This window comes from Pontibacillus sp. ALD_SL1, assembly GCF_017355605.1.
This window is the reverse complement of the sequence record NZ_CP062974.1, coordinates 997,724-1,021,483: the sequence shown is the minus strand read 5'-3', so window position 1 is coordinate 1,021,483 and position 23,760 is coordinate 997,724. Positions and strand designations below refer to the sequence as shown.

At 44.0% G+C, this 23,760-nt stretch carries 24 protein-coding genes; 9 read left to right on the top strand and 15 right to left on the bottom strand.

The genetic code is table 11. The annotated features are described in order from the left end of the window. Positions 1 to 8: 8 nt before the first annotated feature. From IMZ31_RS05165 to IMZ31_RS05155, 3 genes are read left to right on the top strand one after another with little or no spacing between them, the layout of a single operon-like run. Positions 9 to 1,307 carry a hypothetical protein gene (locus tag IMZ31_RS05165; RefSeq protein WP_207529513.1) on the top strand — a complete coding sequence of 433 codons (1,299 nt, stop codon included), beginning with the start codon at positions 9 to 11 and terminating at the stop codon, positions 1,305 to 1,307. Beyond that, positions 1,291 to 3,276, top strand: coding sequence for an McrB family protein (locus IMZ31_RS05160; RefSeq protein ID WP_207529512.1), 1,986 nt, complete (start codon positions 1,291 to 1,293; stop codon positions 3,274 to 3,276). Before IMZ31_RS05165 ends, IMZ31_RS05160 begins: the two co-directional genes overlap by 17 nt. Further along, positions 3,260 to 5,104, top strand: a complete 1,845-nt coding sequence (locus tag IMZ31_RS05155) for a hypothetical protein (RefSeq protein WP_207529511.1) — start codon at positions 3,260 to 3,262, stop codon at positions 5,102 to 5,104. The genes IMZ31_RS05160 and IMZ31_RS05155 overlap by 17 nt, the downstream gene beginning before the upstream one ends. A 231-nt stretch (positions 5,105 to 5,335) precedes the next feature. Here the strand turns inward: IMZ31_RS05155 and IMZ31_RS05150 are convergent, their stop codons facing one another. The 6 genes from IMZ31_RS05150 to IMZ31_RS05125 form a co-directional block, all read right to left on the bottom strand. After that, on the bottom strand, positions 5,336 to 5,482 hold the full coding sequence (locus tag IMZ31_RS05150) for a hypothetical protein (RefSeq protein ID WP_207529510.1): 147 nt from the start codon (positions 5,480 to 5,482) through the stop codon (positions 5,336 to 5,338). A gap of 49 nt (positions 5,483 to 5,531) precedes the next feature. Beyond that, a complete protein-coding gene (locus IMZ31_RS05145; protein ID WP_207529509.1) occupies positions 5,532 to 5,702 on the bottom strand; it encodes a hypothetical protein in 171 nt (56 codons plus the stop codon). Positions 5,703 to 5,749: 47 nt separating this feature from the next. Further along, positions 5,750 to 6,103, bottom strand: coding sequence for a hypothetical protein (locus IMZ31_RS05140; protein WP_207529508.1), 354 nt, complete (start codon positions 6,101 to 6,103; stop codon positions 5,750 to 5,752). Next, positions 6,100 to 6,324, bottom strand: a complete 225-nt coding sequence (locus tag IMZ31_RS05135; RefSeq protein ID WP_207529507.1) for a hypothetical protein — start codon at positions 6,322 to 6,324, stop codon at positions 6,100 to 6,102. The genes IMZ31_RS05140 and IMZ31_RS05135 overlap by 4 nt, the downstream gene beginning before the upstream one ends. A 151-nt stretch (positions 6,325 to 6,475) precedes the next feature. Beyond that, positions 6,476 to 6,700, bottom strand: coding sequence for a hypothetical protein (locus IMZ31_RS05130; protein WP_207529506.1), 225 nt, complete (start codon positions 6,698 to 6,700; stop codon positions 6,476 to 6,478). A gap of 151 nt (positions 6,701 to 6,851) precedes the next feature. Continuing rightward, positions 6,852 to 7,028 (bottom strand): hypothetical protein, encoded by a 177-nt coding sequence (locus IMZ31_RS05125; RefSeq protein WP_207529505.1) that lies wholly within the window; start codon positions 7,026 to 7,028, stop codon positions 6,852 to 6,854. Positions 7,029 to 7,257: 229 nt separating this feature from the next. Here IMZ31_RS05125 and IMZ31_RS05120 point away from each other — a divergent pair, with 229 nt between their 5' ends. Then, a complete protein-coding gene (locus IMZ31_RS05120) occupies positions 7,258 to 8,169 on the top strand; it encodes a methyl-accepting chemotaxis protein (RefSeq protein ID WP_207529504.1) in 912 nt (303 codons plus the stop codon). Positions 8,170 to 8,219: 50 nt separating this feature from the next. Here IMZ31_RS05120 and IMZ31_RS05115 read toward each other — a convergent pair whose 3' ends face one another. Continuing rightward, complete coding sequence (locus IMZ31_RS05115; protein ID WP_207529503.1) at positions 8,220 to 8,528, bottom strand: hypothetical protein; 309 nt, start codon at positions 8,526 to 8,528, stop codon at positions 8,220 to 8,222. Between the two features lie 179 nt (positions 8,529 to 8,707). On the opposite strand from IMZ31_RS05115, the gene IMZ31_RS05110 reads away from it, so the two are divergent. Further along, on the top strand, positions 8,708 to 8,989 hold the full coding sequence (locus IMZ31_RS05110; protein WP_207529502.1) for a hypothetical protein: 282 nt from the start codon (positions 8,708 to 8,710) through the stop codon (positions 8,987 to 8,989). Between the two features lie 125 nt (positions 8,990 to 9,114). Then, complete coding sequence (locus tag IMZ31_RS05105; RefSeq protein ID WP_207529501.1) at positions 9,115 to 10,041, top strand: oxidoreductase; 927 nt, start codon at positions 9,115 to 9,117, stop codon at positions 10,039 to 10,041. Positions 10,042 to 10,089: 48 nt separating this feature from the next. Here IMZ31_RS05105 and dacB read toward each other — a convergent pair whose 3' ends face one another. The 3 genes from dacB to IMZ31_RS05090 form a co-directional block, all read right to left on the bottom strand. Beyond that, positions 10,090 to 11,580: a D-alanyl-D-alanine carboxypeptidase/D-alanyl-D-alanine endopeptidase gene (gene dacB, locus IMZ31_RS05100; protein ID WP_207529500.1), complete on the bottom strand. Its 1,491-nt coding sequence runs from the start codon at positions 11,578 to 11,580 to the stop codon at positions 10,090 to 10,092. Positions 11,581 to 11,732: 152 nt separating this feature from the next. Continuing rightward, a complete protein-coding gene (locus tag IMZ31_RS05095; protein ID WP_207529499.1) occupies positions 11,733 to 12,131 on the bottom strand; it encodes a hypothetical protein in 399 nt (132 codons plus the stop codon). Between the two features lie 69 nt (positions 12,132 to 12,200). After that, a complete protein-coding gene (locus tag IMZ31_RS05090; RefSeq protein ID WP_207529498.1) occupies positions 12,201 to 12,869 on the bottom strand; it encodes a type 1 glutamine amidotransferase domain-containing protein in 669 nt (222 codons plus the stop codon). 194 nt (positions 12,870 to 13,063) lie between these two features. Between IMZ31_RS05090 and IMZ31_RS05085 the strand changes: the two genes are divergently transcribed. From IMZ31_RS05085 to IMZ31_RS05075, 3 genes are all read left to right on the top strand, one after another. Further along, positions 13,064 to 13,771 carry a winged helix-turn-helix domain-containing protein gene (locus tag IMZ31_RS05085; protein ID WP_207529497.1) on the top strand — a complete coding sequence of 236 codons (708 nt, stop codon included), beginning with the start codon at positions 13,064 to 13,066 and terminating at the stop codon, positions 13,769 to 13,771. Between the two features lie 170 nt (positions 13,772 to 13,941). Further along, entirely contained in the window at positions 13,942 to 15,267 is a 1,326-nt protein-coding gene (locus tag IMZ31_RS05080; RefSeq protein WP_207529496.1) for a copper amine oxidase, read from the top strand. Positions 15,268 to 15,368: 101 nt separating this feature from the next. Next, positions 15,369 to 16,379, top strand: a complete 1,011-nt coding sequence (locus tag IMZ31_RS05075; protein ID WP_207529495.1) for a class F sortase — start codon at positions 15,369 to 15,371, stop codon at positions 16,377 to 16,379. A 532-nt stretch (positions 16,380 to 16,911) separates the two neighbouring features. On the opposite strand, the gene pelG is transcribed toward IMZ31_RS05075, so the two are convergent. From pelG to IMZ31_RS05050, 5 genes are read right to left on the bottom strand one after another with little or no spacing between them, the layout of a single operon-like run. Beyond that, entirely contained in the window at positions 16,912 to 18,366 is a 1,455-nt protein-coding gene (gene pelG, locus IMZ31_RS05070) for an exopolysaccharide Pel transporter PelG (RefSeq protein WP_207529494.1), read from the bottom strand. Beyond that, positions 18,347 to 19,768, bottom strand: a complete 1,422-nt coding sequence (gene pelF, locus IMZ31_RS05065; protein ID WP_207529493.1) for a GT4 family glycosyltransferase PelF — start codon at positions 19,766 to 19,768, stop codon at positions 18,347 to 18,349. The genes pelG and pelF overlap by 20 nt, the downstream gene beginning before the upstream one ends. Continuing rightward, positions 19,765 to 21,600 (bottom strand): DUF2194 domain-containing protein, encoded by a 1,836-nt coding sequence (locus IMZ31_RS05060; protein ID WP_207529492.1) that lies wholly within the window; start codon positions 21,598 to 21,600, stop codon positions 19,765 to 19,767. The genes pelF and IMZ31_RS05060 overlap by 4 nt, the downstream gene beginning before the upstream one ends. Then, positions 21,597 to 22,526 (bottom strand): hypothetical protein, encoded by a 930-nt coding sequence (locus IMZ31_RS05055; RefSeq protein ID WP_207529491.1) that lies wholly within the window; start codon positions 22,524 to 22,526, stop codon positions 21,597 to 21,599. Before IMZ31_RS05055 ends, IMZ31_RS05060 begins: the two co-directional genes overlap by 4 nt. Beyond that, positions 22,519 to 23,754: a tunnelling fold family protein gene (locus IMZ31_RS05050; RefSeq protein WP_207529490.1), complete on the bottom strand. Its 1,236-nt coding sequence runs from the start codon at positions 23,752 to 23,754 to the stop codon at positions 22,519 to 22,521. Before IMZ31_RS05050 ends, IMZ31_RS05055 begins: the two co-directional genes overlap by 8 nt. Positions 23,755 to 23,760: the final 6 nt, after the last annotated feature.

Genomic DNA, 23,760 nt, shown 5'->3' with positions numbered 1-23,760 from the left:
TGGCTTTAATGACAACGGATACGAAGGAAATAAGCCAGGAGTGGCTCGAGATACAAAAGACGGTGAAGCAAGATTTTCTGAACCATGTTTCTAAGAAAGAGATGGCGAAAATTGCACAGGTGTTCGACCTAAAAGTACAAGGATTTTCAAAGAAACGATTGGTTTCTGCCCCGCCTCCTATGCTTAAACAGGTGATTACAAAATTTTTGGATTCACTTACCGATTTAAGAATCTTCTTTCGAGGATTTACAGGACCTTTTATAGAGGATATGGAAGAGTACGAGTTTTCTGAGCTGATTTTACAAGCTTCCTTACAAGAAAGCATGACCGATACGCAGAGAATGATGATTGTGGCTGTGCTTTTCCCGGAGCGATATGAAGACAACCGTAAGAAGATGATCGAGAATTTAGAGAACGGAGAAGATGTATTCACGGGTCTACAGGAATTCTCCTTAGAAGAAATCCTAAAAGGCCATGCGCAAAAACACGAAACAACACTCCCTTCTCTCATCGATTCATTCCTTGAGAAGCACACTGACATTGAAGATCTGCCTGAGGAGTTAGATCTTGTAACATTCTTCGAGAAAGAGTATGAAGAGGATCACGACACACAAGCCTTACAAATTGTAAGCGAATACGACCTGAACCATGAGGACTATTCGTCTGAAGAATTGTATCCTTTATACAAACTTGCACTCAATGAACTTCTTAGGCTTGCTGACCGAACCATTACAGAAGCTAACGAAGAGCGTCAGGAAGCACTCCATGAGAAAGCTTCTGCTGAACGGAAAGCGAGTCGGTATTATAAGCGACGCGATGACCTCCTACGTCAGCTGAAAGAGAAAGAACAAGAACGACAAGCTCGTGAAGAGGACCAAAGAGAAGAACGACTAGAGCTTCAAAAACAAAATGAATCGCTTGAACGTGAACTAGAGAAAGTGCGCCAAGAGTATAAAGAGGCTACGAAAAAGCATAAGGAAGCCGAGGTGGATGTGTTCTCAGATGAGGATGATTTTTTGTTTATTACGAACGATCTTGCCGAGCGGTACCAGTCTTTTATCCCTGAAAAGAAGCTGCTTACATACAATACAGACCGATCGTTTTCTGAGCAGTTTAAGTTCATCCCAGAGAACAAGTTAATCTTTATTGACACCAACGCCCTTTCATCTAAGTCGCAACTTGAAGTTCGAAAGTATTTGCAACAGAAACCGTACAGCTATAAATTCGTCAGCGGTTCTCCTCAGAGCGTGTTCCGCAAAATTATTTTCTACCTAGAAGGAGATGCAACCTATGAAGCTATCAACTAAACTCCCACATATCGTAAGAAGACAACTCGATGACAGCATCTTCGTTGGCCGATTAGCTACATCGTCTGAAATTCATACCCAAACGTTTCAAGATTCACCGGTTGTACTTAGCGAACATTCGGACCGGTTAACCTTTTATATCAAGCCGTTATCTCCTATCCCGAACGGACTCACCCGATATTTCGGTAAGATGAGTGATCTCTTAACAGGGAATACCAATTCAATGAACAACGTACGCCTATTAAATGATTTGATCAACTATGATCGTCTTCCCTATCCGGATATTAAGCCACGTGTAGAAGCACTGTTTCAGGACAAGCTTGTTCTCTTCAAGTTGACCCATGCGAATGACAATATTTACGTTGAACTGATTAAGCTTGAGCCCATCCAACCTGAAGAGGGATATGTTGTGATTCCTTCTCCTGACTTGCGTATCGGGGAGACGAATGAGGATCTTGAATCCAAGTTAACGAACGAGAAGCGTCCCATTACATTAAAGAAGTACCCGAATCTTTTCCCGTCTCCATCCATGGTTCTATTCGAGAACACTCTGTATGAAGTTGATCTTGAGTCCAAGAGTAACTCGACAACGTATTTCCAAAAGGATCATGCTTCTGTTCGGTATGCAGCACTTGACCCGGATGAACTGATTGAACATGTCGATGCGGTATACGAACATCACTTGTACTTCTTATCTAAACAAAAGTTTGCTAGTTTGTGTGAGCTTTTTGAAACGAAGAAAAAAGGGCTCGCGATCCAACCACAGCCAGAGGAAGAACCACCTGCAGCGCCTGTTGTTTCAAACGAGGAGCATTCACCAACTCCGGCTCGTGCTACTTCTGAGATGGAATTTCTTCACCGTTTGCTTCATAAAGCAGGGTATGAGCACAAGATGTTTTACCGAGAAGAAGATCTCTATGCATTTCATATGAGTGTGAAGACGAATCCACTTACGATTCTCGGTGGCATGTCTGGTACAGGGAAATCTCAACTCGCTCGCATATACGGGGAAACGTTAGGACTCGTAGAAGGTGAGACGATGCTTTTCTTACCGATCTCCCCTTCTTACCAGGATCCAAATGATATACTTGGGTACTTGAATCCAACAACAGAGCTGTTTCATGAAAGCGATACGGGGCTTGTGAGTCTGCTTCAGCATGCAGCTGAATACCCGGACCAGCTACATATGGTTATCTTTGATGAGATGAATCTATCACAAGTCGAGCACTGGTTTAGTCCTTTCCTTTCCCTTTTGGAGATTAACGGGGATAAGCACTTACAGATCTTTAACGATCACGTGACGGAACAAAGTGGTCGCTATGAGTCTCGTATTAAACTTGGGGACAATTTAATCTTTGTTGGAACCGTGAACTTTGATGAGACGACAAAATCATTCTCTGATCGGCTTCTTGACCGGACGAATATCATTACACCGAAGAAGCCGCCTTTTAAAGATACAATCGCTTTCTATGAAAAGGTTCACCGTTCTGTTCCTGTTTCTCCTGAGGCGAAAAGGGTGAGCGCTTCTCATTTACGCCGAGAATGGCGCTTTGCCCCTCAAGAGGTCGGACTTCATCTGTTGAACGAGTATGAGGTTCATACGCTTGATGCGATTCATACCCTTATGAATGAGAACGATCCCCAAAAGGGAGTCTCATTCCGTGTGGCACTAGCGATTGCGGATTACTTGTGCAACGTACCGCATGATGAGCATGGACTGCCTTTACTTTCTAGACGGGAGCTGTTTGATTTCCAGATCAATCAGAGGATCTTAACGAAAATTAAGGGAATTGATACGTTTGCAGGGCCTATGGTTGGTGAAATGAGTACGCCTATCGATTATGTGGACGGCTCCCTCGCCCAACTCTTTAAATCCGACCGTGCTCAAATGGCTTCTGATTTCACATTGTCTTTGAAGACCCTTCAGAACAAAGCAAAAGAGTTGATGATGTATGGCTTTACCAATTAATGAGCACGGCACGATTGAGCTAACGGCCTTAGGGATCGGGCTTTATTTTCAAACAGGACGAAATGAAGTTAAGGTTCATTCCCTAAGCCCTGACCAGAAACGACATAACCTTATGGAGACCATTGTCGAGGTCTTTGAATATCAGAAGTGGAGTGTGTTATGGATTGACTGGAAGGCAAATCGTTCCGTTACGGTTCGCCTTCCCTCCAAGGACGGGGAAGAGAATTCTCTTAAGGTTTCGTTAGGGAAGCACCAACAAGTACAGCCGTTATTTGATCCGGCTACAGAAGACACCTTCCCTTGGCCATGCGGCACGTTTCTGTACGAAGTCGACATTGAAGGCCAAACGTATTACGGTGCGGTCCGCATCATTCCGCACCACTTCTCGAAGCAGCAGTTCAATAGAATTGCGGAGTATTTAGAAAAGGCACTAGATGGGCTGACCACAAACTACTATCAGGATGTAAGTCTATCTCTGAGTCCTGAACAGTTGATAGGAGAAAGCGATCTGCGCTTTCTTCGTTGGCTAGATCATTCCTTCCGTAAGTTAAAGATAGCACTGGATTGGATTGAGAAAGAAAACCAAATGAACGTTAGGCGCCACTACCAGGTAGAGTCTCATCCAGGAAGGATGGATCAGCAAAGTGTAAAATGGGAGCACTCCTTTAAAGGAGCCGTTATGAGCGGGACGAAGTTCTATAACCGTAAACATCGCCATGATGCCAATCTTCCTGAGAATCAACTCGTTAAATTTCGTACAAAAGCGATTCTAAAACGGATGGACACCCTCATTCAGTCACTCGAACAGGAACGACTCGTCTTCTTAGACGAACAGGATAAACTTAAGGGTGAGATCAGACAAATTCAATCGGATCGAAGCAGCCCTCTTCACCATGTTACTTCTCATGATCAGACGTTATTAAAGAATAAGCAGAAGAGTAAAGAAAAGACTCAAGAAGCACATGGATTAAAGATCTCCAATATGGATCAGATGCTTCAGAAGGTGAAGCCGTATAGACAACAGCTCCGCTACGTCATCCGGCAAGGATTCTGGAATGATGTGGACGATGTGCATCCAAGGGTCCCTCGTTCCGTCCAAAGCCGTGGGTATATTTCGTTCCATAAGCTGTGGCATGAACTAGAAGAATCCGGAGGTCGGAAAGTTGCACCTGCAGCCCCGTCATCAGGCTCTCCTTTGTTTCACTCTACTGGGAAAATGTATGAGTATTACACGCTCTTAACGATCGTCCAACTCATAACGGAGCGCGGCTATAACTTTAAGCAGGATTCGCTAATGGGTCAGTTGCAAAAAGGATATCTTCACTCGGAGCTGCAGGGAGGAACCACTGTCGTTCTAGCAAATGAGGACGCAGAACTCCATGTTGTATACGAACAAGAGCTTGAACACCGCTCCCGGGATGCGATTGCTAATGGCACGTACTTCTTCTCAAAGTTCAGAAGGAAAAAGCCAGATATCCGCATGGACTATTATAAGAAACAAGAGGACGTCCCCCTCTATCATTCATCGATTGCCGTAGAAGTGAAGTATAGCCCCCTTCGTAATATCTACTCGCCTGATGGGAATACGAAAGCTGCTGAGCAAATGAACGAATACGTCGGCATTAAATATTACTGTCCTATACGTAAGTCGTTCTATAACCGAATCCGCGAAGTGCTCTGCGTCTATCCTGGAAGTCGTGCAGAGCCTGCCTTGCTTGATTCGGAGGCCGGTAAATTTATTCAGCTCTATCCTACAGAAGATGGGGCCGTTGGGATGGAGGCGTTAGGTGCGGTGCTTGATGGGTGGTTAGATCCTGAGGTGTGGTGAGAACCAACTATTTAACGAATTCGCATACATCTAGTAAAAAACGGCTCAAGGTTTCGTATGAAACCTGAGCCGTTTTTCTGCTGATTCCTCCTATTCGTGAAGAATTATGCCTTCCTTTTGTAGCGATAAAGAAAGATCGGTTTCCAGTCCCCCCTTACACTGAACTAAATATAAGGAAACATTCTCTCAGTTTCGAGTCTTCAGCAATTTGGCTCCGTTCATTAAATAGGGTCACTGGAACATACCGATAACCCAAACAATCAAATAGATTGGAACTGCGACCATTAGCATTCCTGAGAGTAAATAACTAATCGACCTAATCATAAATTTAAAAATATCATATATAGCACCTGCTAGATCATCCACAAATCTCAACACATTAAACCTCTCCTTACTTACGTACAGTCCTTCACCCCCCCCACGCCTGCTAATCAGCTGATTGTTCCTTCAATTGCTCGTTCAACTGCTTCATTTGTTCAATTAACTGCTCATTTTGCTTAATCTGTGCCTCTGAGTTCTTACTTAAGATGCGCAGCCATCTGAAGATGAACGCGATGGCTAGTACAATGATCATCCATAAAGCTGTTGCGGTTTCCATACAGCGTGATCCCTCCTTTTATCTTTTTGAAACCTATGACCTCTTCACTATGCAAAAACCGATTCAGACCTGCGTCTTCTCAAAATCTCATCTGTCACAAAGAATAGAGCTGCAACGGGTACCGCGTAGACAAAAAAGAAGGGGTTTACTATAACCGGAATGGTAAGACCCATATGAAAGATAAAAGAGAACATTACACGCGCATCTCCAAAGTTTCTGGTCATCTTCTCAATCCCCATTGAGCCTAATCCTCCAAGGAGCGTTCCACCACCAATATAAATCATATAAATGAATACGTTCGATAGGACCCCGTCACTTTCAAATAACGGAAACTGAACACCAAAGAACAAGGAAGTGACGATTGTCGTAATCAGTGCTGCAAAAATTTTTCTAAGTATCATGGCGACCCCTTCTTTTTCTCATAAATAGTTTCGTATTTCTTATCCATTTTTCGAATAAGAGCTCTTACCCCAAAACTGATCAGCATGAACACAGCCAAAAAGAGAGCATGCATACTATTCTCCACCCATGCGATCCCATCAGCCCATAAGAGATCAAGGACTACCCTAATGGAAAACAAGCCAAGGAACACAAAGGCACATACACGAAATACCTGTGACATTCGATCAACTCCCCCCCTGTGTTTGTAACCGCTCACGAAATCCATTTCTTTATCATTCATCTCATTCTATGTAACTTATTTTCCCTTTTTATACGGATTCTAGTTTCTGTAGGTTTCATATCTCAACAAATTACAATGGGTTATTTTTCAATTATGACTCTCTAATCCATTTGAAAACATAACGAACCGTTAATGCTGAGAACGGGAAATTAGCCAACACCGCCACCCAGCTTAAGAAGTACGTAACATGATTTGATGGCAGTATGTTATAAAACAGAAACACGATCACCCGCCAATAAAACACTAAAAAGACAATAAACAAGAAAAAGCCAAGGACCTGCTCTTTATCAGGAAGATATTTATCCGCTGATTTCATCACCCCTCACCCCTATCAGCTTAACTGTAAAATAACCCCAGTAAAATGTAAATATTTTTATACAGTAAAGGAATGAAGGGTGTCTGGCACGCGTTACTCCTTTACTGTATTAAAAAAGCACTTCTGCTTTGAGCAAAAGTGCTTGATAGGGTTAGGGTGTTGTTTGGGTGCGGATTCTTTTCTTCAGTGAGTGGGCGTTCCATGCACAGACAATCGCTGCAACCCCGTCTATGATTGGTATGGTACCTGCCGTAAAGATTGAAAAGAAAAAGGAAATCGCAAATATAGCAGCTAACACAATCATGAGGTAGAATAAGAATTTTATCATAAGTAAACTGGATTCCTCCCTGTCATTTCCTCCCCCAATGGTAACACATCTGCACTTACTCAACTATCGTCTAAAGAACAGAACCCTCACACAAAGTTAGGTAAAATTCCCCCAGGAAGAGAGCACATCCTTTTATTCACTAAAATAATCTTCGAATTCCATTACTAGAATGTTTTTAGTTGATTGTTCCTATAAGGAAATCTATCATAAGAAGTAGGGGGGAAAGACCATGACGACAACAGATATTCAAACAAACATTCATGATTACCACGTGGTACAGGCCATTGAGGACAACCTCGCCACAATCCGGTTTGATTTAAATCGCCGAGTGCAGTTTGTGAACGACAATTTTGCTAAGGGACTTGGATATACAAGAGACGAGATGTATGGAATGTTACATAGCGACCTTTGTTTTCCTGAGTTTAGCCAGGATCGAAGCTACGAAACATTTTGGCGGGACCTTGAGAAGGGGAAGTCTTTTCAAGATAAGATTAAGCGAAGAGATGCGAGCGGAAATGCCATTTGGCTAGAAGCTACGTATATGCCTGTGAGAGATGATTCAAGACGAGTGGTAGGCGTGTTTAAAGTTGCCACAAACATTACATCGCGACAGAAGACGATTCATTCAGTAGCGAGCAAATTGGAAGCGATGTCAGAAGATCTGACTCAAAAATCGCAATTTGGTATTGAACGCAGCCAGGACTTTTTGAAGACGATTGAAAGCATCTCAGAAGTCTCGACTTCAAATATTCAGACACTAAACAATCTCCAACAAGATGCGAAAAGCATTCAAGGAATTGTGAAGACGATTAAAGATATTGCCGCTCAAACTAACTTACTTGCCTTAAATGCTGGTATTGAAGCAGCACGGGCTGGTGAGCATGGACGGGGATTTGACGTGGTGGCGAAAGAAGTAAAGAAACTATCTGAGAAGGTAGACGGATCGATTAAAGAGGTTAAGACAAGTATCGAGTCTATTTCAAATGAGATCAATACCATTACGACCGGCACCGAACAAGCTCAATCGAGTATTCAGGATAGCCAACAGCAAATTCAAGATGCTCTCGAGGACTTCGCTAATATTCTTGAAGCTGCACATACTCTTGAAAATCAAGCCAAGGATTTCTCTACTATTCTATAATAACAAAGCTACCGCATTCGGGCGGTAGCTTTCCGTATAAGAAATGAACTCTATTCACTACCTACGATTTCAGAAGGCTTCACCAAGCGGAAAGCACTTAGAAACACGACAAGACCGTTTACGAAATATGGAACAGAAGCTAGAACTCCAACCGTTCCTGCAAGTCCTTCACTTTTATCCATTAACTGAATCCCCATACTAAGGGCAAACATAAAGAGTGGGGTAGAGAAAATAAACAACATCCCTGCCCAAAGGCGCTTTTTAAAATCGCTTCCTGCATAATGAAAAGCAAATCGATTAACTGCGTAGAACACACCCACAACCATCACAACTAACAGAACCCATGTAAGGATTTCCAAATCCGGTCCCTCCTTTTCAAAATTATCACACCCAAACTCTACCACATCTCTTCTTTTATTATCACGTCAGGATGATTTAGAAGTGTCTGATCTAATTCTTTACGCCCGTTTTTGTATGATTTTACCACTTATAGTGTTACAATGGAACAAGATGAATTGGAACAAAATGGGGTGGAAAGATGATCTATATCCTATATTTGATCCCTATAATCTTAGGAATCTATTATATCGCAAATGGCATCCGCCACATCGGCGTTTCTCGCTTTCTCGCACCTTTAATACTCGGTCCAATCTCCCTTGTTGTTATACTTTGGCGTATTTTTGGTGAATTCGAGAACGATGGGGCCAAAATGCTCCTTTTCGTGATCGCCGTCGTACTCAGCTCTTCTTTTATGTTTACTTCGATGGTCCCCACCGAAAAGGTATTTTCCGCCCAGTCTGAAAATCAAAAGGTCGATTAAAGGAAAAACTCTAAGTGATAGGACTTAGAGTTTTTTCTTGTTTCAATGCCTTATCGTTTTCATATGAAGCACAAACGTTTACCATGATAATAGCTACATAACCAACAAGAAAGGTCGTGTTCGATATGTTTCCACACCACTGGTCTGTGGACAAAATCCCTTCGATGCAGGGGCAAATCGTCATCGTAACAGGCGGGAATAGCGGATTGGGTCAAGAAGCCGTCCGCGTCTATGCCACAAAAGGAGCAACGGTGATTCTAGCTTGTCGATCTCTCGAGAAAGGTCAGCAAGCAGCTCACAACATTCTTTCCATGTTCCCTCAAGCCAACATTGATGTGATGAAGCTTGATTTGGCTAGCCTTCAATCTGTTCATACATTCGCTGATCAATTCAAAACAAAATACAACAAACTAGACATCTTGATAAACAATGCAGGGGTCATGACAACACCATACGGAAAAACAGAAGACGGGTTCGAGCAACAGCTTGGCATTAATCACCTCGGCCATTTCGCCCTCACCTCCCTTCTGTTTGATCACTTGAAAAAAGGAGATCACGCTCGAATCGTGAACATTAGCAGCAATGCTCACAAACAAGGTGACCTTAATTTCGATAACTTAATGTATGAAGGCGGCAAAGGCTACTCTCCTATGAAAGCCTATTCCCGTTCTAAGTTAGCAAATCTATTATTCACGTTCGAGCTCCAGCGCCGCGTTGAACGTGCAGACTTAGATATTAAAGTCCTCGCTGCTCACCCAGGCGGTGCAAATACGAACTTAGCGAGACACATTGAAAATAAGTTCCTATTTAAGATGCTTCGTGGTGTGCTTGAACGGATTACGCAAAGCGCATACGACGGCGCTCTCCCAGGCATTCGCGCCGCAACGGACAAGGACGCAAAGGGTGGCCAGTACTACGGCCCATCTGGTAAGTGGGAAATGAAAGGCGATCCAGTTCTCGTAGAGCCCAAAACGAGAGCTCTTGATGTGAACGATGCTGATCTTTTATGGAAAGAGTCAGAGCGATTGACAGGTGTTCCGTTTACAGTATAATCACATAGGAAAGAGACTTGTTCTTCGTGAACAAGTCCCTTTTTTATACTACTCACCGTAATTAGCAAGCGTAATTGCAATTTCATCTTCAATGTCTTGAGCAGAATCTAAATAGTTGTTTAGGATGATAGAAAAGATTAACTCGTCCCCGTTCTCCGCTGTTACATATCCAGACAAGGACGTCACACCAGTTAACGAACCTGTTTTAGCTTGGACGTTCCCTTCTGCTAACGTGTCGCCCATCCGATAACGCAGCGTCCCACCTTCAAATCGCTCACTGTTACCAGCTACAGGCAAGGACGTTAAATACACATCATCAAACCACTCTTCTTCTCTAACTTTGTATAGGAGGTCTGAGATTTCATTAGCCGGAACCATGTTGACGTGCGACATGCCAGATCCATCGCGGAGGCGCATCGTATCTGCATTAACGCCAATGCCTGACAAGTAGTCTTCTACCACGTTCAACCCTTCTTCCCAGCTTCCTTCATCATGAACCTCTTTCCCCATTTCTTTCACTAAAGTTTCAGCATGTCCATTGTTACTCAGCTTCATAAATGGAATAAGTAGTTCTTTTAGCGGCATCGACTCCTTAGAAACGAGCAAATCAGCTCCATTTGGCGTCTTACCATCCAGCTGTTGCTCCCCTTTCACTTTAATACCCTCATTCGCTAATGCTTGATGAAATAGATCCAGTGCTAGACCAGATGGTTCAGACACCGCCACCCAAGAACGGGAACGACTTCCGTCAATTGGGATCGTGCCTTCGACAACAATTTGATTCGTCCCATGCTCCCGTTCAATCGAAATGTCTTTTTCCTCATCAGCAGCGACCGTTTCTGTTCTATTGACTATTTTAATGTAATCCGTCTTTGGCGTTACTTGAACGTCGGCTTGCTCACCTTCTTCATCAGCCGGATACGCAGCAACAATCACCGTACCAGCATCATAGTCTTCATTAGGTGCTGCTGTTAGCGCGGATACTTGAGCAGCATAGTAGTTCGTTTCATCATTCCAAGAAATATCCTCTGACAATCGTACATCATCGTACCAAGTATCATCGGCAATCACGTCGCCCTTAACTTCACGAACGCCCGCCTCTTTTATAGACTGGGCCATCTCCTCGAAATCTTCCTTCATTAAAGTAGGATCTCCCTTACCTTTCAGATACAAGTCACCGTGCAACTTGCCCCCTTTCATATCCCCATCGGACAGAACCTCTGTTGTAAAACGGTGTTCAGACCCCAACGTGTCAAGCGCGGCCGCAGCCGTCAACAGCTTCATATTCGAAGCCGGCTTCAAGCGAAGATCTTCATTGTATTCATACAACACTTCCCCCGTCTCCGCCGAACGAACACTCACCCCAGCAAGCGCCCCGTCCAAGCTTTCATCACTTAAGATCTCAGTCAGCTTAGAAGACAACGCATCCTCTTCATCCGTCGCGTTAATCTCAGTAACTGGAGCGGGTTGATACGGAGCCATTAACAAAAACGAAGCAAGAAACAGGACGATGACTTGTTTACCTTTTTTCGAAAACATATGTAATTTCATTCCTCCTTGAATCATTTAGTATTCCTAACACTACCAAAGAATACAGAAAATTCAATTATTTATAAGGAGATTTATGGAAAACAGAACCATTGTATGACATTTTTCGTGACTTTAGCCTTATTCAGGATGCCCTGTGGCGTTTAGTTCATGCAGTTAGAAAGATGCATATAAGATCTGGGCGGGGGGCTTGAGCCGATTTTCGCTGACTTGAGTCGGTATGCTCTCTTCTTGAGTCGCTTCCTTCCAACTTGAGTCTCTCCGCCGCCACTCGAGCCAATCCGCCTAGAATCAGACCTCCACCACATGAGTAGCTCGCTGACTTGAGTCGGTTTCTTCTCATCTTGAGCCGTTATGACGTAACTTAAGCCAGTTCTCCCCATCTTGAGCCATTTTCCCTTGACTTGAGCTGTTATTTTCTCGTCTTGAGCCGTTTTTCTCAAATCTTGAGCCGGTACACTCTCTTCTTGAGCCGTTTCCTCCCAACTTGAGCCGCTCCGCCACCACTCGAGCCACTCCACATCCACATCGATCCGCCCCACCAACTCGCACCAAACAAAAAAACTGCAAAGGTCACATAGACCTTTGCAGCTTCAACTCAATCTTCTACTTTAGAATTCTACTAGCGCCTCAATGACTTTCTGTGCTGTGCTTTCAGAAGACATTGGGTTTTGGCCGGTTACGAGTTTGCCGTCGCGGACGGAGTAGTCAGTCCAATCTTCGCCTCTTTCGAATTCTGCGCCTTGTTCGCGTAGTTTGCTTTCAAGTAAGAATGGCATATTGTCTTCTAGTTCCATGCCACGTTCTTCTGAATCTGTGAAGGCGTTGACTTTCTTGCCTTTCACAATTGGGGTGCCGTCTTCGAACGTTGCGTTGACAAGTCCAGCCGGGCCGTGACATACGGAGCCGATCACTTTGTCATTTTCAGCCATTTGTTGAAGAGCATATTGCAATGTTTCGCTATCTGGGAAGTCGAACATCGCGCCGTGGCCACCTGGTAAGAAGATCGCGTCATAGCCCTGGTCGACAATGTCTTTCGTTAATTCTTCTGTATCTTCAAGTTGCAGGCGTGCTTCTGTCCATTTTGGTGTTTCCTCATCAGGTACACTGTTTGGATCAAGCTCGACTTTACCTCCTGAAATAGAAGTTACACGAACATTGTAGCCTTGTTCTCTGAACATATTGTAAGGGGCTGCGAATTCTTCAAGCCATAAGCCTGTTTTATGTTGATCTGTTAATTTAGTGTGATTGGTTACGACCATTAGTATATCTTTAGACATGATTGTTCCTCCTCTAAAAATCTTAATACTTTTATATCGTCTCACATCCTCCTCTATACCCTCTTCATCTCAGAAATACTCATTTTTTATCAAAAAATTTTCTAAGGAAATGCTGAGAGGCGCTTAAAACCCATCTATTGGCGCTTGCAAAATTCCTCGAAAACCTTCATATTTGGAAGAAAAGGAGGCCGAAAATGCGACACGACATACAACAAAATGAACGAGCGTTTTCCACGAAAGAAGTGGCCGAAGAAGTAGGAATCGCTACCACAACCGTACGTCGATATGGCCAAATCCTGGAGCGGAACGGTTATGAATTTTTTAAAGATGGCGACAGACGGATATTCGTAAAATCAGATGTGGAATCGATTCGAGCGATCAAAGAAACCTCCCTCACCCAAGATGAAGCAGCCCAGGAGGTTGTAGCGAAACAAAAGGAAATGTTAAGCGGTTATAATGAACGAGCGATCGCGACGGCAGGTACATACAATCAAAACCTATCAGATCCAAAGCAGACTCAGGAATTGTTGCAACTTCTAGCTACTGAACTAGCAGCATCTCGTGAAATGAATGTGCAGCTTAAGCAAGATATGGATGATTTGAAGACGACTGTCTCCCGCCTCCAGCAGGACCACCACGTGATTAGCTCTGGTGTCGGCAACTTCTCTCAAAAAACCCATACCAAGATGGATAAAATGATTGAAGAACAGAAAACTCAATATGAAACATTACTCGAACAAGAGCGCGAAAAAAGCGAAGCCCTACAGCAAGAACTGCGTCAAATCCGCGAAGATCAGCAAAAGGAATGGGAAGCGCAGAACGCATTTAACCAGCAACTTGAAGTAACGGTTAAGAACTCTAAAAGTCCTCTAGAACGATTGCTCGACTTGTTCCGTAAATAATCCATCCAGACTTCCACATCAGGCGATCGCCTACCTGAGCAGGGAGTCTTTTTTATTTTCTAGATTTTTTTCAAAAACGGGTGATCCAAATCGATTCTTCTCTCGATAGCTATGTGAAAAGAAAAAACAAACCCTCACATACACAACTTAAAAAAGGAGAGAATCGATTAATGAAACTATTGAAAAAAGTATTTGCACTGACGATGACCTTACTCCTTCTCGTGCCATCGGTATCCATGGCCCAAACGAACTCAGGACCAACGGCTAAGACGCCAGCTGCGGATCTACGAGCAACGCTTAGTCAACTTCTATCCAATCACTTTGTCTATCAAACGATTTCTATGACGAAAACGTACGACGGCGCTGAAGATGTCGAGGCAGTTAATGAGGCGCTTGAACGAAATGCGAATGATTTAACGAAAGCCATTGAATCGATTTACGGAAAAGAAGGCGCTCAACAATTCGAGAAAATCTTTGACTCTCAGTACGAAAATACACCAGGGCTTGCTGAAGCTGTAAAGAATGGAAATAAGGAAGCTGCGGAGCAAGCAAGGCAACAGCTCAATCAGGAATTCCCGAAAGAACTAGGGAACTTCTTAAGCGAAGCAACTGGCGGTAACATGCCTGCTGATACGGCAGAAAAGGTATTACGCGCCCATGAACAAGATGTACAAGATGTATTCAACGCTTATGTTGAAGGGGACTATAAAAAGGCCTATCAAACATTCCGCACCGGATTTGATCGTATGTTTGATATCAGTAAAGCTCTATCTGGTGCAATCGTAAGCCAGAACAAAGAGCAATTTAACCATACCATGGTCGACACGAAAGCGGCTGACCTTCGCTCCACTCTAAACCAGCTTGCTTCTGAACACTTTGCATTGGCCACTTTAGAGATGCAAAAAGGGTACGACCAGGCTGAAGATTATGACTTCGTAACGTGGGCTGAAGATCAGCAAACAGCCGATTTCAAAGCAGCTATTGAATCCATTTATGGAGCAGAAGCTGCTGATCAGTTTGAGAAAGTGTGGCAGAAAGATCACATTGCAGCTCAATCGCAAGTTGTAGCAGCTACCCTTCAGGACAATGGAGATGAAAGAAAACAAGCTGAAGAGCGTTTGAAAGATTTCTCACAAGAATTCGGGATGTTCTTATCTCAAGCAACTGAAGGAAAACTTCCAGAAGACAGAGCGAAAGAGACGGTTTGGATGCATGAAGAAGATGTGCTTATGACATTTGACCACTATGTAAATGGAGATTATACGTCCACTTACGAATCATTTGATAAAGGGTTCTCATACATGTACAACGTTGGCGAAACGCTAAGTGAAGCCATTGTAAAGCAAATGCCAGATACGTACAAAATGATGCCATCTGAAATGCCAGATACAGGACTTGGCACGAGTGAGCAAACTGGATCCGCTTGGATTTGGATCGCCTTCGTAAGTCTCGCTCTTCTATCAGGTGGCGTGCTAGCGACTAGAAAGAGTGCATAGTCCCTACACACATCCGGATTTTTTGAGGGGCCAGTCGCCTCTCTTTTTTTCCGTTGTGCTATCCTTTTACTAAATAGGTAACAAAAAGAAAGGTGATGGGTATGAAATGGAAGGTTTACTTTGGAATTGTAGGCATTGCTTTCCTTCTCCTTCTCGGTTATGAAAATAATGTGTTCGCCAATCTTCTTAATCAAGAGAAGCAGATGGAGCAGGGAGAGGAAGTCGAACAGGTAGCGAGTGTTGAAGAATCTTCTTATTTAAACGAGGAAGAGGATAAACAGAAAGACCCGCTCGCACAGGAGTTTACCGTCCTTAACAAAGCTGAAGACATGAACTCTTCAGACGTGAACACTGATGATCCTAAGGAACGAGAGGACAAAGGAATAGTTCCTACTCACCTATCGATCCCAGCTATTGACGTAGACACCAAAATCGAAAAGGTCGGGATTCTCGACAATGGACAAATGGGAGTACCAGACAGTACGAAGACCGTTGGTTGGTTTGAACCAGGTACGAAGCCTGGCAACACGGGTAATTCCGTCATTGCAGGGCATGTTGACAGTTACAAAGGTCCAGCTGTTTTCTTTTATTTAAAAGATCTTCAAAAAGGCGATGAGGTTACTGTTACAGATAAGAATGGAAAAAAGCTAACCTATGTTGTCAAAGCTTTGGAGAGCTATCCGTATGACAATTCCCCGATTGAGAAAATTTTCGGTACAACCGATAAGAAGCGTCTGAATTTGATTACATGTACCGGAACATTTGATCAGGAAACTAACAATCACTTGGAACGCTTGGTCGTCTATACGGAGCTGAAAGAAGAGGAGCAGCAAACGAAGGAAAAACAAGTGGAGAAGGAACTAAAAACTCCTGAGCAAGTCGAAGTAAACGGGACGTTCGTAACGTGGCATGCCGTTCGTGATGAAGAGGTGATTGGGTACCGCGTCTACCGTAGCGCTGACGGGGAAACGTTTGAGAAAGTAGCAAGCGTATCTTCTTTTGAACGTAAAAATTACACAGACCCTGATGCGTCAGAATATACGTATTACGTCACCGCGGTTGATGAAAATGGAAATGAATCAGAGCCTTCAAAGAAAGCAACAGCAAAGTAACCAATAAGCCCATCCCTTTTTTAAACTCTCCCTTAGTGGAGAGTTTTTTTGTTGGATGTGTTAGGCACTCGGGTAAATCTTGCACCTTATATTCGAGAGCCTTATGACCCGTCCAGGCTTAGAGGCCTGGACGTTTTTTGTATGGTGGAGGATTTTTAGGGATGAAGTGCGGGGCTGTTGCTGCGGCGGGGTTGGGGCGTGCGGAGGCTTGAGCCGTTTTTCCTTCAACTTGAGCCAACTCTTCCTCTTTTGAGCCGTTCCTCGCTGACTTGAGCCGTTACGCGCTGACTTGGGCCGTTATTTTTCCCTCTTGAGCCGTTACCTTCTAAACTTAAGCCGTTCTCATCTCAGCTTGAGCCGTCCTGCGCTTACTTGAGCCGTCCCGCCCGAACTTGAGCCATAATTCAAAGCCCCGCCAGAATACCAGCGGGGCTTAAGCCGTTTTTCCTTCAACTTGAGCCAACTCTTCCTCTTTTGAGCCGTTCTGCCCTCGAACTTGAACCGTCGCACCAACAGAAAACGTCTCCCCCCCTCAAAGAACCCGGATCCGATTTAATCTCTCTCCTAACCGCTGAAACCCATTGCCCCTTTCCCTTTCGACTGGTCTGCAAAAGGTGTAATAATCGACTTCACGAAGGAAATAGATAAGCCGGGCGCCTGCAAACAGGAAGGCGGTGGTGGAGCCTAATGCAAAGCCCACCCCGTACCAGTCAATTCCTCCAGGTAGCAGGAGCCATGAGAATAATCCATTCAGCGTGAAGAACAAGCCACTCGTCCATACCGCTCCTTTTTGATCATCGAAATACAACAGCAGCAAAGTAATGACGAGGACCATGGCGTTTGAGAAGGCGCCAATGGTTGTGACCCGGAAGATTTCACCGATTTCACGGTCCATACCTACCCAGGCTACGAACCAGGCGGAGAAAAGGATGGCTAAGAAGGAAACGATGCCTTGACTTCTGAAAAGCCGGGCCATCTCCTGACGCAATACGGAATTCATTTTATCTTTAGCTCGCTCTATTTGGTCATAGGTTCCGCCTTGATTAATAAAACCGTAAAAGGTGCGGTATCGTTCGTAGAAACGCGTTTCCACTGATACGACAAATATAATCAGGGTTGGGATAATCGTTAAATACGACCAGAATATAGCTGTGTCGTAAAGGCGATTAGTCAAAAACGTACCTGCAACAACTGTTCCTCCCTCTCCAAACCAAATGACCCAGTTGCACACCCAGATCCCTGCGTTGTATAAGAATCCAGCCCCAAATAAAGCAGGGAAGCGATCATAGTATTCCAAGTATGAAAACTGATCTTCCCGATTTCGATTTGGAAAGGTAATAAGCATGGCAAATCCCAAGCCAAACAGCGTGATTACCATCCCTAATGTAAAACCGAGAAGCATCAGAAGGGACATCGCGATGCGAAACGATTCGGGGACTAGTGGAATAAACAGAATGGACAATACCCCCACACCCCCACCAACTAAGAAACTGTAGGCTACTGCTTGGTAATACTTAGCTGCACTTAAGAAAATGAACATCACCCAAATTAGGTTAAGGGTCATGAACAATGTTAAAAGAACAAGCTTGTAGCCAAGATGGAGTGGAGAGTAAAACGCAAATCCTAGCCAGACGATTAACGAGAAAAGAATCGTTATTTTGCTAACACCGAGGAAGGTTGGGAAGATCCGGTCATACAATTTTTCATAAAATAAATCTGCCACATATCGGGTTACGACTAAGTGCTGAATGCCTAGAATGACTTGAGAAAAGATAAAACAATACGCAACAGATAGTGTGAAGACTTCTCGTTCAGCGAGGTCTATACCAGACAGGAGAGATGACAGCCATTGAATGAGCGTAATCGCTACAAGGACGATCAGCCACGGTCCAGAGGTGACCAGGCCCGCAAAGGCATAGGCTTTAAATCTAGATGAATAGTAGTCTTCTTGAAAGAGCTTTTGTAATTTAAATCCGATGCCCGCCATAAACGGTCCCCCCTATCTGATAGAGTTCGCGATATTGATCAATCATGTGGTGGTATTGATAAAAAGCTGCCACGCGTTTTCGTCCGTTTTCCCCGAAGTGCTTACGTTCTTTTGGATAATCCATAAGCCATTCGATTCTGTCTGCTACAAGATCCGGATGAACAGGGGGCACGACGAAACCGGCTGGACCAAAGGGGTCATCGTCCCTTCCATAGATAAGCTCAGAACACCCGCCAACATCTGTTACAACAAACGGCAACCCTGCTGACATCCCTTCTAGGACGGCTAGTGGCTGCCCTTCTGAAATACTTGTTAACACCCCGATATCAAACGTTGGTAAATACTCAGCAATATCGACTTTCCCCACAAGTTTCACCTTATTCTGGAGCCCATTTTGCTTAATTAAGATCTGGCATTTGTTCGTATATTCTTCATCTTCGTCGAGAGGTCCCATTATGATCCATTCGAAATCTCGACCTCTTTGCTCTAAAATTTTGGCAGCCGTAATCATCGTCTTCACATCTTTAATAGGAACAATACGTATAATCGCACCAATTCGAAAAGGGCTTTCCGTTTCGTTTACAGGTAGTCGTGATAGCCTTTCATAATCCACTCCATTTGGAATAATAGCCGTCTTCTCTCTATCCGCTCCGATTTCAAGTTGGTGATTCTGATTATTCTCAAACAACGTCAGGATTTGGTGGGCCTCCTTGTATGCTTGCCTTGACAGGTGGTGGAAGAAATTGATCCAATGTTTCTTATAAAAAGATGGAATCCAGGACGCCTTCAAAATCTCTTCCTCTCGCTCGCGGGAATAGATCCCGTGTTCTGTTACGTAAAAGGGAATACGTTGCCTCTTCGCCATATAAGACCCAAGTAGCCCTGCATAGCCTGTTGAAGCGCTATGAACAAGATCGACCTCAGGGACTTCTTGCTGCAAAAGCCTGATAACAGGTTCGAACATCCCCCTCCACATCCATAGAAAATCAATAAAGGATCCGTGGTGCGGTTCAAGGTGGTAGCTCTTTTTCACCATTTCATAGAACGCTCGACTCGTGAAGTAGCGGTCGCTTGAAGGAATAACCTCCCCCATCACGAACAAGGCATTGGTATCGACTTCTTCAAACATCAACCATTTCTCAAGAGAATGAACGTCTCCCTCTTCTAAAACAAATCGTTTCTTGGAGCGCTTCTTCTGATCCTGATTCAGGATAAGGTTATGAAGACCTGTGACATTTGGAGGCAAGCGATACTGCATGTCCTCTTCTGTGTAAGAAGAAGGATTGATGGAGATAATGTGAAATTCATGGTGAGGCATTTGCCTAATGATCGTGTGCACCCAGCTTGAGACCCCGCCGCTTACATAAGGATAACTGCCCTCTACAATTAGGCCAATTCTCATGAACCATCCTCCTTTATCCTGAGCGTGACAGATGGTTGACGAAGCGTTACGATATACAAGTTTGACGACTCTCCCATACCCTCTACTTTCCCAAATGCGAATTCTCCTGTCTCAAGGTGTTTTCCTGCTTGAAGTCGAACAAGAGCAATGGACGGGTCTAACATGTGTTCACCAGATATGGTGATCGCATCCTCCCCGTAGCGAACATCGATTGTAGATTGCTGATAGGTTACTAGTTTCTCCCTTGCTTGTTGCTGGGTTAGACCTTCTAAATAAGGGAAATGGGTGGATAGGAACGAATACATCGCATCCAAATCCTCTCTCATCTCGTCCCAATCTCTTCCTTTTGCACGATCAGCGTCGGTGCGGTCATCCGGATGAATAAAATGAGAGAATACTCCAAGGTTCGCCATCGCATCAGTCATTAAGAAGAAATCCTCCTCCGTGTCCCCATGACCACTCGCCGTCCTAGGAAAGTGATAAAGTTCAGGATATTTCCTATCAAACTCAAACTCCTGAATAAACGACTCTCCGCCTTCCACCCCGTAATAAAGGGAAGCCACCACGTTCACAGATGGCAAAGACTCGACGAGCGCGTCTAATCCAGTCGGCCCTAATATGTTCGAAGGAGGGACGTAAGACTGGAACTCTTTTTCAGGAAAATAATGATGGAAAAGCTCTTCCGTTTGTTCCAGCTTCTTCTTCATAATCGATTTCCGCTTCCACGGAACGTATTTGTGATCTTCATCAACAGGAATCTCATCTTCCTTGACCACGAGTGGTTGGTGATTGTATCCGTGCATCGCAAGTTCCCCGCCTGCATTTAAAATCTGACGGCCGTAGTAAACCATCGGAAACTCTCTCAATTCGATTAACTCTTCCGCCCCTAATCGCTGACGTTTTTCATACGTACCAATGAGCGCCCCTGTATAAACGAGTTCATAGGCATCTTGCAACTCCTGCATACTCTTCCACCAAACGTCTTTTACAAATTCTCCGTACTCCATGTCTTCTACCATTCCATCTTTTATTGGGGAAGGAAAGTCATCCAAGTAGCTAATCTTGATGCCAGCCTGGTGCATGACAAAGGCAGGTGGCAATAGTGATAGAGACTGCAAGAGGAGCCCTCTCGTCCCTTTATCTTTTGTAATGGTTGTGTTCCAATACCCCACTTTCCCTTTTCCATAGTCGTACGTCCACATGACAGGGTGGTCATTCACCGCTAGATAAAGATCCGCTTCTTCTTTTAATGTAATGTCTAATAGACTATGAGAAAAAAGCGTATGGTCCGATGATAGGTTAGGATAGCCCGGGAAAAGTGTCTTCTCAAACGTCAGTCCCTTTTGAGGAGATAGCAGGAACCCGTTGGAATTATCGATTCCTACGAGGTCATTCCACTCCTGCCTGACCCCTCCGTAACGTAACGCTACCATCAGACGCCCGCCGCGGTTTACGAATGATTCGATTACCTGATAAGGCCATCCTCTCGCATGTTCTCCTGCTACGATTAAAATATGATGAGGGCTTGGTTCAAGGGAGGAGAGGTCTTCTTCTTTTATGGTTTGAAAAGGAATCTTCGCATATTGAAGTGCGTAGCGAAGGTTTTCGATGGCTGCCTTTGAGTCGACACTGTCATTCTCTAGCAGACTAATCTTTAACGGGGTTCCTGGTTGTTCTGTCAGATCCGTGCCCATAGTAGGAAACCGTTGCTCTTCTTGATCAGACAGAGGAAACCACTGATAAACAGCCGTTACCCTCCCCCACTGCAAAACCGCAACGCAAAGAAGTAAAACTAGAATAATCGCTGCAAGTGTAGCGTGAATATTTCTCACATCACTTTCCCTCCTAGTACCTGTAGAACAAATAGGTCTTCTTCTGAAAAGTCCTCTACGTCGACGTACTCCTCGCTCAACTGGATAACCCGCTTCATTCCAGACCAATTATGGTTTTCATAGTAAGCCTTTAAAAGCTTCGTATATCCTTTGGCATACGATGGGAAAAGTTCGATTAGCTGCTTGTAGTACAAAACAGCATCATCATGATCCAAAAGGCGATTGCTACAGTCACCAAGTCCTTCATAAATCCATGGTTCATCTGGATATAAAAGAACAATCGAAAGTAAAAAGCTCAACCACATTTGCTCTTTTTGCTTTTGTACAGCCGGAGTGAGTACTTCACTATCAATTAAGCGTGCGTATGCGTGGTGAAGACGCTTTAAGGATTCAAGGTCGTTGGACTGGGCTTGTTCTTTCGCTAACGTTAGCTCCCGTTCATGCTGATCAACGAGGGTATTCATTAGCGTTGCCGAGTAGTGAACCGTCTCATGATCTTCATTCAATAATCCCATCCACAAGTATTTCCCCTGATGACTGACCCCTTCTGAAATGTATTGAAGAATCGAGTTCTTCCGATTCGCAAACGTTCCTAGCGTCAATGATTCTGACAGAGGCAGGAGATCAACACTTCTTTTGGCTTCATGTCGAATGGGTTCAAGATTTAAAACGTCATAGGAAACATATTCATCGTAATCTTCAAAGATTTCTTCGCTTGTAAACCGCTTTGCTAAAAGCCAGGTAAGGATCCCTAACAGCTCTCCTAGTAGAGGCATGAAACAGCTAACTAACCCGATCCAGACCACCACAGCTTGCTCATTTTCATCAAATCGATCTCTTAAGAGAATAAGTAGAATTAGGGCGACTATAGCATGAAGGATAAAGAAAAGTACCCATACCCAGGGAGACAACAAAAGGTCAAGCATCGTAGACGACCCCTTTCTGCCTTAACACGGTTTCAATACGCGGGAAGACGACTTCTCGCGCCGCTGGCTCGGTACCCGGGAACAGAAACCACAATTCATTCTTACCCGCATCATACCCTAGTCGGTCGATTTCACGAATATGAGATCGAATCATCATTTCCGCTTCGATAATGGGAACATCAACCGTGGATTTCAGACGAATCTTGCCGATTAAATAAGGAAGGCCGAACTCTTTGGCTTTCTTTTCTTCCATCTCAATCAGCTCGTTAAAGAACTGCTTTTTATAGACACCCGTACCTGAGAACATCTTCGGCTTTTCTTTCTCTAGCTGCAGTTTATATGCTTTTTGTAAGCGGCTCGACATCCAATCCAATACAAGGGAAAGAACTTGCATTTGATGAGCCGTAATGGAATGAAATTCTATGTCTTCTAATAGGACGACTTCTCTAATCTCCCCCTCAAACGTCAGCGGAGCCAGGAGTACAGGAGAATCTTCATGGTCCTCTACATTTCGGATCGTGATCGTTCTCCCCTCAAACATACGCTTGTACATCGAGGAGGTCTCCTCGACTAAAATGGTTTGCCTTAGCTGATTCTCCTCATCGTGTTTTATAAGAAGACGAAGGGCACGCTGAGACCGGTCCACATGGTAGATTGCCATTTGTTTTGCTTTAAACACTTCACGAAAAACGTTGAGTGCCTCACTCCGGATCAGCTCAGGGTGATCCTGATCAAGTGCGATCCCTACCTGATAAATTCTTGATAAGGAATGGTCTGATTCTAATACTTTTGTTTGCAACATGCGCTGCGTTTCTTCAAGCAAATCTACCGTTTCTTTTAAGTATTCATTCTCATCTTCTATTTCTTCTTTATGAAATTGCAGGCTCTCGTACTTCTCTCTGTATGATGTACTAAATAACCCAGCAAACAATGCAACGTAGAGCAACCACAGAAACGCTATGAGTGAATCGGTCTCATAAAAGAGTAGAAGCACATCTTCTCCAGAAAGCCAACTATAAAACAGTCGATAAATCCCAAGTAATAAAAAGGCTAATAACCCTGTATTTAACCCGTACCGCAAAGCCGCCAAAAGGACAAAAAGAAGCAATATGCCAGGTATCGAGGAAACGATTTCTCCTCCTGTCACCAAGTCTATAAAAACGATTAGAACAAAAACGCCTACTACTTCTACGATCTTCAACCACAATCGATCTTGTCTGTAAAACATCCCCTC